General features: G+C 62.1%; 15 protein-coding genes and 1 pseudogene. 13 read left to right on the top strand and 3 right to left on the bottom strand.

From position 1 onward, the window contains the following. Nucleotides 1–12 precede the first annotated feature (12 nt). The 3 genes from CAF87_RS24235 to CAF87_RS24225 are packed head-to-tail and all read left to right on the top strand — an operon-like array spanning nt 13 to nt 3,278. Nucleotides 13–1,527 carry a TolC family protein gene (locus CAF87_RS24235; protein WP_085733410.1) on the top strand — a complete coding sequence of 505 codons (1,515 nt, stop codon included), beginning with the start codon at nt 13–15 and terminating at the stop codon, nt 1,525–1,527. A 3-nt stretch (nt 1,528–1,530) separates the two neighbouring features. After that, nucleotides 1,531–2,316, top strand: coding sequence for an aspartyl/asparaginyl beta-hydroxylase domain-containing protein (locus CAF87_RS24230; protein WP_085733409.1), 786 nt, complete (start codon nt 1,531–1,533; stop codon nt 2,314–2,316). After that, complete coding sequence (locus tag CAF87_RS24225) at nt 2,304–3,278, top strand: sulfotransferase family protein (protein WP_085733408.1); 975 nt, start codon at nt 2,304–2,306, stop codon at nt 3,276–3,278. The genes CAF87_RS24230 and CAF87_RS24225 overlap by 13 nt, the downstream gene beginning before the upstream one ends. On the opposite strand, the gene CAF87_RS24220 is transcribed toward CAF87_RS24225, so the two are convergent. Both CAF87_RS24220 and CAF87_RS24215 read right to left on the bottom strand, forming a co-directional pair. Continuing rightward, the gene (locus CAF87_RS24220; RefSeq protein ID WP_085712629.1) at nt 3,244–4,002 is read right to left on the bottom strand and encodes a slipin family protein; all 759 of its coding nucleotides are present in this window, start codon (nt 4,000–4,002) and stop codon (nt 3,244–3,246) included. The two genes, CAF87_RS24225 and CAF87_RS24220, sit on opposite strands and share 35 nt — an antisense overlap. Nucleotides 4,003–4,004: 2 nt before the next feature. Further along, nucleotides 4,005–4,556: pseudogene (locus tag CAF87_RS24215) on the bottom strand (NfeD family protein). 175 nt (nt 4,557–4,731) lie between these two features. Between CAF87_RS24215 and CAF87_RS24210 the strand changes: the two are divergent. Beyond that, nucleotides 4,732–5,193 carry an aminoacyl-tRNA deacylase gene (locus tag CAF87_RS24210; protein WP_085712631.1) on the top strand — a complete coding sequence of 154 codons (462 nt, stop codon included), beginning with the start codon at nt 4,732–4,734 and terminating at the stop codon, nt 5,191–5,193. A 128-nt stretch (nt 5,194–5,321) separates the two neighbouring features. Beyond that, nucleotides 5,322–5,567 (top strand): DUF2789 domain-containing protein, encoded by a 246-nt coding sequence (locus tag CAF87_RS24205; RefSeq protein WP_085712632.1) that lies wholly within the window; start codon nt 5,322–5,324, stop codon nt 5,565–5,567. A gap of 9 nt (nt 5,568–5,576) precedes the next feature. Here CAF87_RS24205 and CAF87_RS24200 read toward each other — a convergent pair whose 3' ends face one another. Next, nucleotides 5,577–5,777, bottom strand: coding sequence for a hypothetical protein (locus tag CAF87_RS24200; protein WP_085733407.1), 201 nt, complete (start codon nt 5,775–5,777; stop codon nt 5,577–5,579). 173 nt (nt 5,778–5,950) lie between these two features. On the opposite strand from CAF87_RS24200, the gene CAF87_RS24195 reads away from it, so the two are divergent. The 8 genes from CAF87_RS24195 (at nt 5,951) to pgaA (ending at nt 16,150) form a co-directional block, all read left to right on the top strand. Then, the gene (locus CAF87_RS24195) at nt 5,951–6,379 is read left to right on the top strand and encodes a MarR family winged helix-turn-helix transcriptional regulator (RefSeq protein ID WP_085733406.1); all 429 of its coding nucleotides are present in this window, start codon (nt 5,951–5,953) and stop codon (nt 6,377–6,379) included. Then, nucleotides 6,376–8,439, top strand: coding sequence for an FUSC family protein (locus CAF87_RS24190; RefSeq protein ID WP_085733405.1), 2,064 nt, complete (start codon nt 6,376–6,378; stop codon nt 8,437–8,439). The genes CAF87_RS24195 and CAF87_RS24190 overlap by 4 nt, the downstream gene beginning before the upstream one ends. Continuing rightward, a complete protein-coding gene (locus CAF87_RS24185; protein ID WP_007957657.1) occupies nt 8,436–8,645 on the top strand; it encodes a DUF1656 domain-containing protein in 210 nt (69 codons plus the stop codon). The genes CAF87_RS24190 and CAF87_RS24185 overlap by 4 nt, the downstream gene beginning before the upstream one ends. After that, nucleotides 8,642–9,529 (top strand): HlyD family secretion protein, encoded by an 888-nt coding sequence (locus CAF87_RS24180; protein WP_085733404.1) that lies wholly within the window; start codon nt 8,642–8,644, stop codon nt 9,527–9,529. Before CAF87_RS24185 ends, CAF87_RS24180 begins: the two co-directional genes overlap by 4 nt. Beyond that, nucleotides 9,526–10,968 carry an efflux transporter outer membrane subunit gene (locus CAF87_RS24175; protein ID WP_085733403.1) on the top strand — a complete coding sequence of 481 codons (1,443 nt, stop codon included), beginning with the start codon at nt 9,526–9,528 and terminating at the stop codon, nt 10,966–10,968. Before CAF87_RS24180 ends, CAF87_RS24175 begins: the two co-directional genes overlap by 4 nt. Nucleotides 10,969–11,061: 93 nt before the next feature. Further along, nucleotides 11,062–11,697, top strand: coding sequence for an NADH:ubiquinone oxidoreductase subunit N (locus tag CAF87_RS24170; protein ID WP_085733402.1), 636 nt, complete (start codon nt 11,062–11,064; stop codon nt 11,695–11,697). A 199-nt stretch (nt 11,698–11,896) separates the two neighbouring features. After that, nucleotides 11,897–13,408 (top strand): YdgA family protein, encoded by a 1,512-nt coding sequence (locus tag CAF87_RS24165; RefSeq protein ID WP_085733401.1) that lies wholly within the window; start codon nt 11,897–11,899, stop codon nt 13,406–13,408. 258 nt (nt 13,409–13,666) lie between these two features. Beyond that, complete coding sequence (pgaA, locus tag CAF87_RS24160; protein ID WP_085733400.1) at nt 13,667–16,150, top strand: poly-beta-1,6 N-acetyl-D-glucosamine export porin PgaA; 2,484 nt, start codon at nt 13,667–13,669, stop codon at nt 16,148–16,150. Nucleotides 16,151–16,156 lie beyond the last annotated feature (6 nt).

Genomic DNA, 16,156 nt, shown 5'->3' with positions numbered 1-16,156 from the left:
GGCGATCCAGGGATGAAGAAAAGTCAGAAACTGTTCGGCGCCAGCCTGCTGGCGCTGGCGATCAGCGGATGTGCAGTCACCAGTGAACCGATCGAACGCAGCGTCAGCGAACAACGGGCCAAAGCCGACCTGCAAACCATGTACAAGGGCCAGGAACCGTTGCGCGGTCCGCTGACCCTGCACCAGGCCATGGCCCGCGCGGTGAAATACAACCTCGAAGGGCGCCTGAAGATCATGGAGGAAGCGCTGGCCAAGCGGCAGCTCGACCTCGCGAGTTTCGACATGCTGCCGCGCATGGCGCTGGATGCCGGCTACGTCGGGCGCAACAACGTCAGCGCCTCCAGCAGCCAGAGCGTGCGCACCGGCACCCAGTCCCTGGAACCGTCGACTTCCCAGGACCGCGACCGCAACGTCGCCGACCTGACCATGGTATGGAACGTCCTCGATTTCGGTGTCAGCTACATCAACGCCAAACAACAGGGCGACCAGCGCCTGATCGTTCAGGAGCGCCGGCGCAAGGTGATCAACACCATCGTTCAGGACGTGCGCTCGGCCTATTGGCGGGCGATGGCGGCCGAACGCCTGCTCAAGCAGATCGACAGCCTGATGGCGCGGGTCGATGCTGCCCGGCGCAACAGTGAAAGCATGAGCGAACAGCGCATCGGCGATCCGGTGCAGTCCCTCGGCTACCAGCGTTCGCTGATCGAAGCCACCCGCCAACTGGAAGAGCAGCGTCGCGCGCTGTCACTGGCGAAAACCGAGCTGGCGACCCTGATCAACCTGCCGATGGGCACCAACCTGACCTTGGCCACCGACGACGGTTATCAGATCCCGGAACTCAAGGTCGATATTGCCAAACTGGAACAGGAAGCCCTGACCAGCCGCCCAGAACTGCGCGAACAGGATTACCAGACCCGGATCAGTGCCGCTGAAACCCGCAAGGCCATGTTGCGCATGCTGCCGGGCCTGGAGTTTTCCGCCGGCGGGCACTACGACAGCAACTCGTTCCTGGTGAACGATCGCTGGGCCGACTACGGCGTGAAAGTGACCTGGAACCTGTTCAACGTGATCTCCGCCCCGGCCGCCATCGATGTGGCCAAGGCCGGCGAAGAAGTCGCCACCGCACGCCGTCAGGCGATGTCGATTGCGGTGCTGGCGCAGTTGTACGTGGCCAACGCCAACTATCAGGAGGCGCTGCGTCAGTTCAAGACCAACCAGCAACTGTCGGATATCGACGGGCAAATCGTCGGTCAGTTGCGCAACCGTCATCAGGCTGCGGGCATCGGCGAACTGGATCTGATCCAGGGCGAACTGAACAACCTGCAAGCGGATTTGCGTCGCGACCTGTCCTACGCCGATCTGCGCAATGCCTATGGCCAGATCTTCGCCAGTGCCGGCCTCGATCCGTTGCCGGATCAGGTGCAGTCGACCGAAGTGCAGTCGATCGCCACGGCGCTGGCCAACCGTGAAGCGGCGTGGGCGTCGGGGGATATTTCGGTGCCGCTGGCTCATGCTGCAGCCAAGTGAGTGATGAGTCGGCCAGCATTCTCTCGCCTGCCGGTCTCTGTGGATTTGCCGTTGCTGTTGCAGGCGTTGGCGGCGATCGAGGACGGAGACTGGCGCGGCCATTTCAACACCGCGTATTTCACCGGTGACTGGAGCGGTGTGGCACTGATTTCCGCTGCCGATGCCTTGACCGAGTTGTCACCCGGTGCCGCCGAACCGGTGCCGCGCCGCCCCTGGTTGAATGACCACCGCTGGCAGCGGGCGCTGCAGGATCTGCCGCTGGAAATCGTCAGTGCGCGACTGTTGCGCCTTGGGCCCGGCGGGCAGATTCACGAGCATCGCGACTACGATCTCGACGGTGAAAACGCAGACGTGCGTCTGCATATTCCGCTGCTCAGCCCACCCGCCGTGGACTTCTGGCTCGATGGATTGCGCATGCCGATGACTGCGGGAGAGTGCTGGTTTCTCGATCTTGCGCGACCGCATCGGGTCGACAATCGCGACAGCAGGGCACGCGTACATCTGGTTCTCGACTGTCGCCCTGGCGCCTGGCTGGAACAGATGATTGCCGAGGGTTTGCCGAGTACGCCGCAGCCGGATGCGCAAGACTCGGCGCTACAGCGTTTTCAGCGTCTGCTGGTCACGGATCTCGCGTTGTCGGCGACCCTGCAGGCGTTGCGCGATCCCGACGCGTTCATCAGCCAGACACTGGCGCTGGCCGCCGAGCGTGGCTTGGCATTCTCCCGGGAAGAACTGCACGCGGCGATGCGCAACGGGCGCCGGTCGTGGAACGAACAATGGCGAGCCTGAATTTCGACGGCTGGTTGCCGATCCGCATCTGGAAAAGTGCCGGTCAATGGCAGGTGGACTGGTGCTGGTTTGGCGACACGCCGTTGCACCAGCCGTTTTTTCGCGAGGCGGTGGAGCAGGCGCTGCAGTTGCCGTTCAATCAGGCGTTTCGCCGGCAAACTCCGTTGTCGACGCTCACGGATTGGCAGGCGCTCAGCCCCGGCCTGGCACCGAGCGCCTTCATCCTGCACGCCTCGCGTTGCGGATCGACGCTGATCAGCCAGATGCTCGCCCGCCTCGACGATCACATCGTGATCTCAGAGCCGCCGCCCCTCGATACCTTGCTGCGCAGCGATCTGCCCGCCGCAGAACGCCGTGCGGCCATCGCCGGGTTGCTCTCGGCCTACGGCCAGCGCCGGCGCGGGATGGAGCAGCGGCTGATGATCAAGCTCGACGCCTGGAACATCGGCGAATGGCCGTTGCTGCATGAGTGCTTTCCCGACACACCGTGGCTGTTTGTCTATCGCGATCCGCTGGAGATCGCCGTTTCACATCTGCGTCGTCCGGGCATGCACATGGTGCCCGGCCTGCTTGGCGAGTGCGTGCTGGACGACGACCTGCCATTCGAGGGGCGCGAAGATTTCATCGCCCGCAGGCTCGGACGTCTGCTGGAAGCGGCGCGCTTGCACTGCGCTGATTTCGGCGGGCTGGCGGTCAATTACAACGAGTTGCCTGAAGCGATAACGGGACGTCTGGCGCGGTTTTTTCAGCTGAATGCCGAGCAGTGCGAACAGGCGATGACAGCTTCGGCACAACATGCGAAACAGCCGTCACAGGCGTTTGTTGCCGATGGCGAAAGCAAACGCCGCGAAGCCTCTCCACTGTTGCAGGCGCGAGTAGAACGGTGCGCGCTAGCACCTTACGAAGCGCTGGAGCGTTTGCGCGCGATCACGACTTGGCCGACAGATCCGCCATCCCCTTGAGCAATTCGATCGGCAACGGGAAGACGATGGTTGAGCTCTTGTCGCCGGCAATCGAACTCAGAGTCTGCATGTAGCGCAACTGCATGGCGCCGGGTTGGCGCCCCAGCATTTCGGCGGCCTGCATGAGTTTTTCCGAGGCCTGCAATTCGCCTTCGGCGTGGATCACCTTGGCTCGCCGTTCCCGTTCCGCTTCGGCCTGTCTGGCGATGGCGCGGACCATCGATTCGTTGAGGTCGACGTGTTTGATCTCGACGTTCGCGACCTTGATGCCCCAGGCGTCGGTCTGGGCGTCGAGCACTTGCTGGATGTCGATGTTCAACTGTTCGCGCTCGGCCAGCAGTTCGTCCAGTTCATGCTTGCCGAGTACCGCGCGCAGGGTGGTCTGGGCCAGTTGGCTGGTGGCCGCCAGGAAGTCCTCCACCTGGATGATCGCTTTCTGCGGATCGAGCACCCGGAAATACAACACCGCGTTGACCTTGACCGAGACGTTGTCGCGGGTAATCACGTCCTGCGGCGGCACGTCGAGAACAATGGTGCGCAGATCCACCCGGACCATTTGCTGCACCACCGGAATCAACAGGATCAGCCCCGGCCCCTTGACCTGCCAGAAGCGTCCGAGCTGGAACACCACGCCGCGTTCGTATTCACGCAGGATGCGGAACGTCGAGCCGGCCAGGGCAATGAGCAACAGCAGCAGCGCGACAAAACCGATTTGCAGACCCATGATCACTCTCCGAGCGGTGCCGCGTCAGCCGCGGCCACTTGCAGCAACAAGCCCTTGCGCCCGACCACCCGCACCGGTTGCCCGGCGTGCAGCGGCGTGGCACTCGACACTTGCCAGCGTTCTCCTTGCAATTGCACCCAGCCATTGCGGGTGTCCGGCTACTCCACGACGGTCACGGCCGTCACGCTGCCGACCAGGCCGGCGTCACCGCTGATCGCGTGTCGTGGCCGGGTCTTCAAGGCGCGGAGCAACAATGCAATCAGCAGCAGGGCGCTGACCAGACCGAGGCCGATCATCAGTGGCACTGGCAGTTCGGCGTTGCTCAGGATCAGCGCACCGATCACGAATATGACAATCCCGGCAAGGCCGATCACGCCGTAATTGGGCAGCACGCCTTCGGCGATAAGAAAGACGATGCCCAAGGTAATCAGCCACAGCCCGATCGGATCGACGGTGGGCAGCGGAGAGTCCGCAGCGAATGCTGATCCGCTCAGCAGCATCAACAGGGCAAACGCACAGCGACGGGTGTTCACGCGACCCTCCGGGAGAGTCATGGGGTTCTCTTATCAGTCTAGTTGAGCCTGCGGCTGGATGAATTTTGATCATTGCGCGGCCTCGCCAGTGGGCGGATTTGCCTTCGTTCGCGGCTTGCCGGACTAGACTTTCCAGAACAGGAACAACGTTCATCAACGCTCGCCGCGCAGTGTCCGGCGGGCACCGAGGTGCATCATGCGTATGGCAAGAAAAGTGCAAAGCAGCCTGACCCGGGCGCAATGCCAATACGACGTCGTCTCCCATCCGCACTCGAGCAGCAGCCTGGAAACGGCGCGGGTTTCGGGGATTCCGGCGGAGCGGGTGGCCAAATCGGTGATCCTCGACGATCACCACGGGCATTACCTGATGGCCGTGCTGCCCGCCAGCCGTCATCTGGACTTGAGCAAAGTGCGCACCAGCGGCGAGTGGCAGATCACCCGCGAAAGTACCCTGGCGCACTTGTTCGATGATTGCGAACGCGGCGCGGTGCCGCCACTGGGCGATTCCTATGGCCTGGACATGGTCATCGACCCGCTGGTGACCCGGCAGAAAGACATTTACCTGGAGGCCGGCAACCACAACAACCTGCTGCACATGAGCATGCCCGAGTTCCTGAAAATGGTGCCGCATGCGCAGGTGCGGGAATTGAGTCAGTAGGTGTTTTCAGCGTCTGTGTCGACGCTAATCGCGAGCAGGCTCGCTCACACAGGTTCTGCAATGAATCTGTGGCAATGTGGCTTGCTCGCGAAATGTTTTATTCACTGAGTCTTCGAAGGAGTAGAACCATGGAAAACCCGACGCACAGCCTCCCATCCCTGTTCAAACAACTCGGCCTGCCCAACGATCCGGTCAGCATCGACCAGTTCATCGCCACCCATTCCCCGCTCAAGCCCGAACTGCACCTGTGCGATGCGTTTTTCTGGACCAAAAGCCAGGCGGATTTCCTGCGGGACGAGATTCTTGACGATGCGGATTGGGCAGAGGTGGTGGATCAACTGGATGTGATGTTGAGGAAGGGGCGGGCGGGGTAATCATCGGACCTATCCCTTGGCAGTCATAGCTCTCAGGGAAGAGAATTTCGCTTCAATCTCAAGATTGGATAAACCGATTCCGGAGGCCATTGACTCACGGGCGATGCTGACTTTTTGCTCTAAAAATGCCGCGTACGCAGATGTATCGGGCAGACGTTCAATCGGATGTTCTTCGGAATTCGGGTTCTCGGTCGTGAAGTTGATCGTCATGGTTCAGTGCTCTCGGGTGTCGGTGTCGGCGCAGTTTCAACGAGGGTCATTTCTTGTGCTCAAAGCATTTTGTTTCAAAACTTGACTGAATTTCCCCTCCAATGCCATATTGATAGTTAGCAAACTAACAGTGTGTGCATTCCTTCGTGCCGAACAACCTCGAATCCCTCCAGATGAACATCAGCAGTGCCATGGTGGTGGCCGCCAGGCATTGGCGGAAGATCTGCCAGACCACGCTGGTCAACTATGGAATTTCCGAAGCCTGCGCGGTCCCGCTCTTGATGATCGGGCGGCTGGGGGAGCGTGTGCATCAGGTGCAGGTGGCGCAGGCGGCGGGGATCGAGAGTCCTTCGCTGGTGCGGCTGCTCGATCAGTTGTGCCACGCCGGTTACGTCTGCCGCACTGAAGACCCGCAGGATCGCCGCGCAAAATGCCTGAGCCTGACCGACACCGGCCGCGAGCTGGTGCAGGCGGTGGAAGGCGAGCTTGTGCGTCTGCGTAATGAAGTGCTCGAAGGCATCGACCAGAGTGATCTGGAAGCTACGCTTCGAGTATTGAGAGCTTTCGAGGCGGCGAGCCCGCCAGCGGTGACCCATCCGTGAACGGCTTTTTTTCCGGCATTCCTCCGGCCCGGGACTGGTTCTACGGGATCCGTACTTTCGCGGCCTCGATGATCGCGCTGTACATCGCCTTGCTGATGCAGATGCCGCGTCCTTACTGGGCGATGGCAACGGTGTACATCGTTTCCAGCCCGTTCCTCGGGCCGACCAGTTCCAAGGCGCTGTATCGGGCGATCGGTACGTTCCTCGGCGCCGCTGCGGCGGTGCTGTTCGTGCCGATGTTCGTCCAGAGTCCCTATGTACTGGTAGTGGTCATCGCCCTGTGGACAGGGATTCTGCTGTTCCTGTCCCTGCATTTGCGCACCGCCAACAACTACGCGTTGATGCTCGCCGGCTACACCTTGCCGCTGATCGCCCTGCCGGTGGTGGATAACCCGTTGGCTGTGTGGGATGTCGCGGAGGCACGGACCGAAGAGATCTTCCTCGGCATCGCGGTGGCGGCGGTGGTCGGTGCGATGTTCTGGCCCCGGCGCCTGGCGCCGGTGTTCAACGATGCCGTGGGCAAGTGGTTCGCCGATGCGACCACCTACAGCCTGAAATTCCTCAGCCGTGACGTGAATCCCGAAGAAGTCGCTGCCCTGCGCATGGCCATGGTCGGCAGTTTCAACAGCCTCGAATTGATGATCGGCCAGTTGCCCCACGAAGGCGCGCGGCCGCAAACGGTGCGCAACACCAAGGAGCTGCGCGGGCGGATGATCCATCTGCTACCGGTGATCGATGCCCTGGACGATTCGCTCTATGCCCTCGAACGGCGCACGCCGGAACTGGTGGAAAAATTCGCGCCGCTGCTCGCCGCCACCCGCGAATGGCTCGGCCACAAAGACGCTGATCTCGACCGCTGGCAAGCCCTGCGGGATCGTCTCGAAGCCCTGCAGCCGAGCGCCGAGGCCCTGGAGGACCGCAAACAGTTGCTGTTTTCCAACGCGCTGTACCGCCTCGGTGAATTCATCGATCTGTGGCAGGACTGCCGCAGTCTGCAGGACGCGATCCTGTGCGAACGCCAGGACAGCTGGCGCGCGGTTTACCGCCACTGGCGCCTTGGTCGCCTGACGCCATTTCTTGACCGTGGGCTGATGCTGTATTCGGTGGCGTCGACCATTCTGGCGATCATTGTCGCCTCGGTGCTGTGGATTCTGCTGGGCTGGACCGACGGCGGCAGCGCGGTGATTCTGGCCGCCGTGTCGTGCAGCTTCTTCGCCTCGATGGACGACCCGGCTCCGCAGATCTACCGGTTCTTTTTCTGGACCGGGATGTCGGTGCTGTTCGCCAGCCTGTACCTGTTTCTGGTGCTGCCGAACCTGCATGACTTCCCGATGCTGGTGCTGGCGTTTGCCGTCCCGTTCATCTGCGTCGGCACCCTCACGGTGCAGCCACGGTTTTACCTCGGCATGCTGCTGACACTGGTCAACACCTCGTCGTTCATCAGTATTCAGGGCGCCTACGACGCCGACTTCTTTGCGTTCGCCAACTCCAACCTGGCGGGGCCATTGGGGCTGTTGTTCGCGTTTATCTGGACCCTGATCGCCCGGCCGTTTGGCGCCGAACTGGCGGCCAAGCGCCTGACCCGTTTCAGCTGGAAAGACATCGTCAGCATGACCGAGCCGGCGAACCTCGCCGAGCACCGGCAACTGGGCGTGCAGTTGCTCGACCGCTTGATGCAGCATCTGCCGCGTCTGGCGTTGACGGGGCAGGACACCGGCATCGCCATGCGCGAAGTGCGGGTGGGGTTGAACCTGCTCGACCTGCTGGCCTACACCCCACGGGTGACCGGTGCGCCGAATGCGTTGTTGCAGCAAGTGGTGGCCGAGGTTGGCGAGTATTTCCGCGCCTGCCTGAAGGCCGGCGAACGCCTGCCGGCGCCGAGCGCCTTGCTGATGACCATGGACCGCACCCGTCGTGCGCTCAATGGTCACGGCGATGAAGAAACCCGACTACACCTGTTGCACGCCTTGAGCGGTTTGCGTCTGGCGCTGTTGCCCGGCGTCGAATTCGTCTCCAGTGCCGAGCCCGAAGAACCGCTGCCCGAAGGAGCGCCCCTATGATCGGTGACCTGGACATCAGCGGCATCTTCCTGCCGACCCTGCTGGTGCTGATGGGCATCACTTATGTGTTGTTCGTGCTGGTACACGGCGTGCTCACACGCCTGCATTTCTACCGTCTGGTCTGGCACCGGGCATTGTTCAACGTGGCCCTCTACGCCGTGATGCTGTACGGCGTGGACTCACTCAGTCGATACCTGATGACATGAAAAAACCGTTTTTGACTATCGGTCGCGTGATGCTGACCTTGCTGATCGTGGCTTTCGCCGTCGTCGTGGTCTGGCGCATGGTGATGTATTACATGTTCGCGCCCTGGACCCGCGACGGCCACATTCGCGCCGATATCGTGCAGATCGCCCCGGACGTGTCCGGGCTGATCCAGCAGGTCGAGGTCAAGGACAACCAGTTGGTGAAACGTGGCCAGGTGCTGTTCAGCATCGATCAGGACCGTTTCAAACTGGCGTTGCGTCAGGCCAAGGCAGCCGTTGCTGACCGCGAAGAAACCCTGGCTCAGGCCCAGCGTGAAGCCAAGCGTAACCGTGGCCTGGGCAATCTGGTGCCGGCCGAACAGCTGGAAGAAAGCCAGTCGAAAGTCGCTCGTGCGCAATCGGCACTGGCCGAAGCGCTGGTGACGGTGGACAGCGCCCAGCTCAACCTCGACCGCTCGGTGATTCGCAGCCCGGTGGACGGCTACGTCAACGACCGTGCGCCGCGCGCGCAAGAGTTCGTCACCGCCGGGCGTCCGGTGTTGTCGGTAGTCGATAGCAACTCGTTCCACATCGACGGCTATTTCGAAGAGACCAAACTCGACGGTATCCACATCGGTCAGTCGGTGGATATCCGCGTGATCGGTGACCGCGCCCGTTTGCGCGGGCATGTCGAAAGCATCGTCGCCGGCATCGAAGACCGTGACCGTTCGAGCGGCAGCAACCTGTTGCCCAACGTCAACCCGGCCTTCAGCTGGGTGCGTCTGGCGCAGCGGATTCCGGTGCGTATCGCCTTCGACGACGTACCGGATGACTTCCGCATGATCGCCGGGCGTACTGCCACCGTGTCGATCATCGACGATCAGCAGCAGGAGCCCGCGAAATGAGCAGGGCCCTGATGGTCGCCGGTCTGGGCGTGATGCTGTCGGCCTGTTCCATGGTCGGGCCGGACTATCACCTGCCGGGTGATGCGGCGATTCAGCGCAAGGATTTTCAGGGCGATCTGGCGGTGGCCGGCAAGCCTGTGGTTTCTACTCCCGTGCCGGCGGACTGGTGGCGGTTGTATCGCGATCCGCGTCTGGATCAACTGGTGCAGCAAGCCATGGCCTCCAACACCGATCTGCGGGTGGCGGCGGCGAACCTGTCGCGGGCCCGTGCCCAGGTCGATGAGGCCGAGGCGGCCGGTGGCTGGAGCGGCGGCGTGAAAATGGGCGCCCAGCGCTTGCAGGAATCCGGTCAGGCATTCCTGTTGCCGGAGAAGGTCCCGGTGGCCAACGTCGCCGACATCGGCATCAGCGCCTCGTATCAGTTCGACCTGTGGGGCGTCTTGCAGCGCGGGATCGAAGCAGCGAAAGCCAATGCCGATGCGACCCAGGCCGCCGCCGACACCGCACGCATCACCCTGGTGGCGGACGTGGTTCGGGCCTACACCCAGGTTTGCGCGGCCAACGAAGAACGGGAAATCGCTCAGCACTCCCTCGACCTGCAATCCCAGAGCACCACGCTGATCCAGCGTCTGCGCGATGCCGGGCGCGGGGACGAAACCCAGGTCACCCGCTCGCAGACCCAATTCAAGTCCTTGCGCGCCGACATGCCGCGCTATGAAGCGGCGCGTCAGGCCTGGCTGTTCCGTCTGTCGATGCTGCTGGCCAAACCGGTCGATCAATTGCCGGCCGGCACCGCGACCTGCGCCGAACTGCCAAAAATCGCCCAACTGGTGCCGGTCGGTGACGGCGCTGCACTGCTCAAGCGTCGGCCTGACATCCGCCAGGCCGAGCGTCGCCTGGCCGCCGCGACCGCCGGCATCGGCATCGCCACCGGCGAATTGTACCCGGACATCAGCATCGGCGCGACCATCGGCACCGTCGGCATTGTCTCCGACCTTGGCGACCCGTCGACCAACCGCTGGGGCTTTGGCCCGTCGCTGAGCTGGAAGGTGCCGACCAACGGCGCCCGGGCACGTATCCGCGAAGCCGAAGCCTCGACCCAGGGCGCTTTGGCCCATTTCGACGGGGTGGTGCTCAACGCCATCCGTGAAACCCAGACCGGTCTGGCCCAGTACACCGCGCTGCTGCAACGCCGCGATGCCCTGGCCGATGCCGAGCAGTCGGCAAAGCTGGCTGCCGACCAGACCCATCGTTTCTTCCAGGCGGGCCGCGAGTCGTTCCTCGCCGATCTGCAAGCCACCCGCACCTACACCGACGTCACCGCGCAACTGGCCGCCGCCAACACCCAGGTTGCCATGAGCCAGATCGATTTGTTCCTCGCCCTCGGCGGCGGTTGGGAAAGCGGACGAACGCAAGCCTCGAGTGCCAGCAAACCCTGAGGCCGTTGCTATGCTTTGAAGTGTTGGAGGGGCGCCCTGAGCAAGGCGCCTTTTCAGTGCACATTGCTAGCGCAGGTCTAGGGGAAACCAATAATGAAAAACCCTTACGCTCTCGGCTTCTGGTGCGCCCTGGTCGCACTGGTGCTACTGTCGGCCACCTATTTCTACGGCATCATGCTGGCCCATCAGATCGACAAGGCGATGGTCTTCCTCGACAGCGCGACCGCGTTGATCGCAGTGATGGCGATCGTTGTGGTGGCCTGGTCGTTGGTGCAAGTACAAAAGCTCAAGAAAAGACAGCTTGAACAAAGCAAGACCCTGCTGCTGATCTGGGACACCAAAGTCGCGCTGCGCAAAGTCGAAACCGTGTTTGACCGTTACTTCTGGGGTAGCTACTGGCAACCGGGCCGCACCTTTGCCGAAGTCATGGGCGAACTCACCGGCACCCCGCTGGAAAAAAGCCTTGAAGCCCTGAAAAAACAATGCCTGGAACTCGACAGGCAAGTCGCCGATGACGGCTGGCACTGGCTGAACAACGCCCGTGAACTGTCCGACGTGGCCACGGCCATGGCCCGCGAGCGCTATCAACTGGACTTCTGCGACCCACGCAACGACGGGCCGGGCGGGGCGGTAATCGACCGGGATTTCGAGGTGCTCGTATACACCTGGACCGCGCGCCTGAAGAGCTTCGATCATCAGCTCGATGAGATCGAGGTCCAATATTCCTGATCCCGAAAAGATCGCCGAACCCGGCGATCTTTTTGTTTGTCCATGTCCCGTGGACACTCTTTAACCTTTAAACATTGGGCCGCCCCGCTCTGCCAGTGCTAATCTCCTCCGCTAAATTCAGCGGAGTCGAACCACGGCCCGGTCACGGGTTCACGGAAGACGACCACACCTTCAGCCACGGAAATCGATCAGGTCATTCATGAATAAATCAGCAGGCGTGCTTCTCGGAATTGTTGTTGCCATCGGCGCCATCAGCGTCGGCGGGGCCTGGTACACCGGCACCAAGATCGAAGGCGTGCTCAACAACGCCGTCGTCGACGCCAACAAAGAGCTGCAAACCGCCATGGCTGGTTCCAACGGCAGTGCGTCGCTGGAGCTGGTCTCGCTGGAGCGTCACACCTTCAGCAGCACCGCGCACTATCGCCTCAAGGGCGAAGGCGAGATGTTCGGTGAAGCGCCGGTCGAGTTGCTTTTCGTCGACCACATCGAACACGGCCCGCTGCCTTTCTCGCGTCTGGTTTCGCTGAAGTGGTTGCCGGTCATGGCCACCAGTCACTACGAGCTGGAAAAGACCCCGATCACCGAAAAATGGTTCGCTGCCACCAAGGGCGCTACGCCACTGAAGGGCGTGGTCAACATCGGCTACGACCAGTCCACGACCGGCAACATCGAACTGCTGCCACTGGAAACAGCACTGGACGAGCAGTCGAGCCTGAAATTCTCCGGTCTGAACATGGATATCTCCGCCAGTGCTCAGGCGCAGAAGGTCAAGGCCAATGGCTACATGGACAGCCTGCATCTGACCACCGTGGCTGAAGACCAAGCGCCGGTGCAGATCGAACTCAACGGCCTGACCCTGGCCAGCAACCTCGCCAAGAGCAGCTACGGCTACTACACCGGCGACAACACCCTGGAACTGACCAGCAGCAAGACCACCTTCGGCGCCAAGCAGTCCGTGTTGGGCGTGAAGAACTTCGAAATGAAAAACCTCACCGAAGAAAACGGCACGAACGCTTCCGGTCGTGCCGACTACAAAATCGGTGAAGTGACCCTCAACGACAAGAAAATCGGTTCGGCCAATCTGGCCATGAGCCTGAAAAACCTGGACATCCCGTCGGCCCTGTCGCTGATGCAGATCTACCAGACCAAGTTGCAGCCGTATGAGAAAGCCGCCGCTGAAGCCACCGCCGCCGGCCTGCCGGCGCCAGAGCTGAACCTGACCGAAGCCGAGTCCGCCCAGGTCAAGGCTGACATGCAGAAACTGCTGGCGGCCGGCCCGCAACTGGCGCTGGAAGACCTGTCGCTGAAAACCGCCAACGGTGAAAGCCGCGCCAACCTGGTGCTCGACCTGACCAAACCGGCCTCGATGGACCTGCCGCCGGATCAACTGGGCAAACAGCTGATCGCGCTGCTTGACCTCAATGTGCAAGTGTCCAAGCCGATGCTGGTGGATCTGCTCAGCGTACAGGCCCAGATCGACGGTCAGACCGATGCCAAAGCCATCGTTGACCAGGCCAGCGCCGCCGCCGACATGTTCTCCGGCATGGCCGTGGGTTCGCAGCTGGCAACGCTGGATGGCACCAATGTGACGACCAAGTTGCATTACGCCGCCAATCAGGTGGAGTTCAACGGCCAGAAAATGACGGTCGAGCAGTTCGTCGGTTTCCTGATGAGCAAATTTGCCGGCGTCAGCGTCAGCCAGGAACAGTAAAACCCCACGCTACACCTCAACGCCCGGCCTCTGCTTCCCGCAGACGCCGGGCGTTTTGCTGTCTGGGATCTGCGTTTGCGGCGCGCGCCAGCGTTTCCGGTCACGAATCTGAACAAATATTGTGTTCTGAATATTGGTCTACGCTAGCGTGCAAGACTGCTTGGATTAGCTTGGCCAAGTGATTCTGACTTGGCCTCCGTCATGAATCGGGCAAGGGGGGGCGTAGCTACCCGGCTGGCCATGTAAGGATGCTGACGAATGCCGCGTACTGATGTTCCCGTATTACATCGTGGTTTACGCCCTTTGTTTCGAGTCGCGCTGTGCAGCCAGTTGCTCTGGCCGGTGCTAGCGTTGGCCGATACGGCCTACGATCAAATGGTGCTCGATGCCCGGGCAGGGCATTACACGCCCGCGCTGACCGCTTTGCGTCAGGTGCCGCCGGCCCAGGCCACGGCGGGACAGGTCAGCGATCACCTGCAAATCGCCAGTTGGGCCGGGCTCGATGCCGAAGTGGTCAAGGTTTATGAAACCGAGGGCCGCAACCGTGTCCTGCCTGTTCAGGCCCTGACCGCCACCGCCAGGGCCTATCGCAATCTCAAACGTTGGGATCAGGCCACCGAGGTCTACAACAAGGCCCTGGCGCTGGAGCCGAACAATGCCGACCTGCAACTGGGGCTGGCGCTCACTCAGGCTGATTCCGGCAAACCCGATGAGGCCGTGACCCGCGCCAAGGCATTGGTTGCCGCCAAGCCTGACGATCCATCCCGCCGTCTAGCACTGGGCTACGCCCTGACCCGCGCCGGCAAACAATACGACGCACTGTTCGAATACGATCAGGCCTTCACTCGTGCCGGCAACAAACCGGAAGTCGCCCGCGAATATGTGGTGGCCCTGCAAAAGGCCCGTCTGCCCGAGCCAGCACTGCGCCTGGCCAACCAGCGTCCGGGGCTGATCGATCCAGTGACCTTGCGTCGCCTCGAAGGCGACCTGGCTGCCGAACGCGTGCGCCTCGCCGAATTCGCCACCCGCAGCGAAAAAGAACGTTATGTGATCGCCGACCGCGCGTTGGCCGACTACGACAAGCTGCTCGCCACCTGGACTCCTGACGCCAGCGCCCACGATGACGTGACCCGCTGGCGCATCGACCGCATGGGCGCTCTCAAGGCCCGGGCGCGCACCGCCGACGTCATTACCGAATACCAGAAGCTGCAAGCCGAAGGCGTGAAGATTCCGACCTACGCCCTGCGCTGGGTGGCCGCGTCCTATCTGGACCAGCGGCAACCGGAAGTCTCCACCGACCTGTATCGCCAGGTGCTCTCGGCACCGGATGCCGATGCCGGTGATCGCCTCGAAGACACCACCGCGCTGTATTACTCGTTGCTGGAAAGCGACCGGGCGGAAGAGGCACGCAAGGTCGCCGAAGACCTGGCCAAAAACGAGAAACCGCGCGTCGAACTCAAGGGGCTGCCGATCGGCAATCCCAGCGACGACTGGATGGACGCGCAATTGCTGTCAGCCCAGGCCGCCGGCACCTACGGCGCGGACCTGCCTCATGGCGAGGACCGCTTGCAGACGCTGGTCGATCAGGCGCCGGGCAACGTTGGCTTGCGCCTGTCTCAGGCTGATCTGTACCTGGCGCGCCAATGGCCGCGTCGCGCCGAGAGTCAGCTCAAGGAAGTCGAGAGCATGGTGCCGCGTGACATGGGCCTGGAAGTCGCTCAGGCCCGCACCGCCATGACGCTTCAGGAATGGCGACAGATGGACGCGCTGACAGACGACGTCGTCGAGCGTTATCCGGACAACCGCCAGGTGCAGCGAGCGGCCCGCGAGCGTGAAGTGCATGACATGTCCGAGCTGCGCGTCGAAGCCTACGGCGGCAAGGCCAATGGCGGCAGCGGTGGCAATGCCGGCGCGGTCAGCGGCAGCCGGGACTTCGGCATCCAGAGCACGTTGTACAGCCCGCCGATCGATGAAGACTGGCGAGTGTTTGCCGGAATCGGTTACGCCACAGGTGATTTTGCCGAGGGCACCGGCAACCACCGCTTCCAGCGTGTCGGTCTGGAGCGACGCACCCGTGACATGACCCTTGAAGCGGAAGTCTCCAACCATTCCTACGGTTATGGCGACAAGCAGGGCGCCCGTCTGGCGATTGCCCGGGACATCAATGACAACTGGCAGTACGGCGGCAGCCTTGAATACCTGTCGGCCGACACCCCGTTGCGCGCGTTGAACAGCGACATCAAGGCCAACGGCGGCAGCGGGTTCATTCGCTGGCGCGCCAACGAAAGCCGAGAGTGGAAACTGTCGGTCAGCCCGTCGCACTTCAGCGACGGCAACAACCGCGTCGAAACCTTGCTGACCGGGCGCGAGAGCGTCTACAGCACCACTCATGTGCAGGTCGACGCCGGCCTGGAAGTCGCCACCAGCCACAACTCCAATTCCGAAGACGTGCCTTACTACAACCCGAAGGCGGACTTCAGCGTGATGCCGACGGTCAACGTCAACCACGTGCTCTACCACCGCTACGAAACCTCCTGGAGCCAGCAGTTCCAGGCTGGTGCGGGTACGTACAGCCAGCGTGACCACGGCACCGGCGGCATGGCGTTGCTGGGCTACGGCCAGCGCTATGCCTGGAACGACGTGTTCGAGGTGGGCGGTTTGTTCAGTGTGATCAACCGGCCCTACGACGGTGACCGGGAAACTGATCTGCGTCTGCTCGTCGACCTCACTTTCCGCTTCTAGAAGAGT

Source organism: Pseudomonas sp. R38(2017), assembly GCF_002112395.1.
In the GTDB taxonomy this organism is placed as follows: domain Bacteria; phylum Pseudomonadota; class Gammaproteobacteria; order Pseudomonadales; family Pseudomonadaceae; genus Aquipseudomonas.
The sequence above is the reverse complement of the archived record's forward strand: the minus strand, read 5'-3'. Positions and strand labels throughout refer to the sequence as shown.

What these genes read in the sequence shown, in the direction of transcription:
- CAF87_RS24235 (WP_085733410.1), top strand. Translation starts at nt 13, where the DNA reads ATGAAGAAAAGTCAGAAACTGTTCGGCGCCAGCCTGCTGGCGCTGGCG.
- CAF87_RS24230 (WP_085733409.1), top strand. Translation starts at nt 1,531, where the DNA reads ATGAGTCGGCCAGCATTCTCTCGCCTGCCGGTCTCTGTGGATTTGCCG.
- CAF87_RS24225 (WP_085733408.1), top strand. Translation starts at nt 2,304, where the DNA reads ATGGCGAGCCTGAATTTCGACGGCTGGTTGCCGATCCGCATCTGGAAA.
- CAF87_RS24220 (WP_085712629.1), bottom strand. Translation starts at nt 4,002, where the DNA reads ATGGGTCTGCAAATCGGTTTTGTCGCGCTGCTGCTGTTGCTCATTGCC.
- CAF87_RS24210 (WP_085712631.1), top strand. Translation starts at nt 4,732, where the DNA reads ATGCGTATGGCAAGAAAAGTGCAAAGCAGCCTGACCCGGGCGCAATGC.
- CAF87_RS24205 (WP_085712632.1), top strand. Translation starts at nt 5,322, where the DNA reads ATGGAAAACCCGACGCACAGCCTCCCATCCCTGTTCAAACAACTCGGC.
- CAF87_RS24200 (WP_085733407.1), bottom strand. Translation starts at nt 5,777, where the DNA reads ATGACGATCAACTTCACGACCGAGAACCCGAATTCCGAAGAACATCCG.
- CAF87_RS24195 (WP_085733406.1), top strand. Translation starts at nt 5,951, where the DNA reads ATGAACATCAGCAGTGCCATGGTGGTGGCCGCCAGGCATTGGCGGAAG.
- CAF87_RS24185 (WP_007957657.1), top strand. Translation starts at nt 8,436, where the DNA reads ATGATCGGTGACCTGGACATCAGCGGCATCTTCCTGCCGACCCTGCTG.
- CAF87_RS24180 (WP_085733404.1), top strand. Translation starts at nt 8,642, where the DNA reads ATGAAAAAACCGTTTTTGACTATCGGTCGCGTGATGCTGACCTTGCTG.
- CAF87_RS24175 (WP_085733403.1), top strand. Translation starts at nt 9,526, where the DNA reads ATGAGCAGGGCCCTGATGGTCGCCGGTCTGGGCGTGATGCTGTCGGCC.
- CAF87_RS24170 (WP_085733402.1), top strand. Translation starts at nt 11,062, where the DNA reads ATGAAAAACCCTTACGCTCTCGGCTTCTGGTGCGCCCTGGTCGCACTG.
- CAF87_RS24165 (WP_085733401.1), top strand. Translation starts at nt 11,897, where the DNA reads ATGAATAAATCAGCAGGCGTGCTTCTCGGAATTGTTGTTGCCATCGGC.
- pgaA (WP_085733400.1), top strand. Translation starts at nt 13,667, where the DNA reads ATGCCGCGTACTGATGTTCCCGTATTACATCGTGGTTTACGCCCTTTG.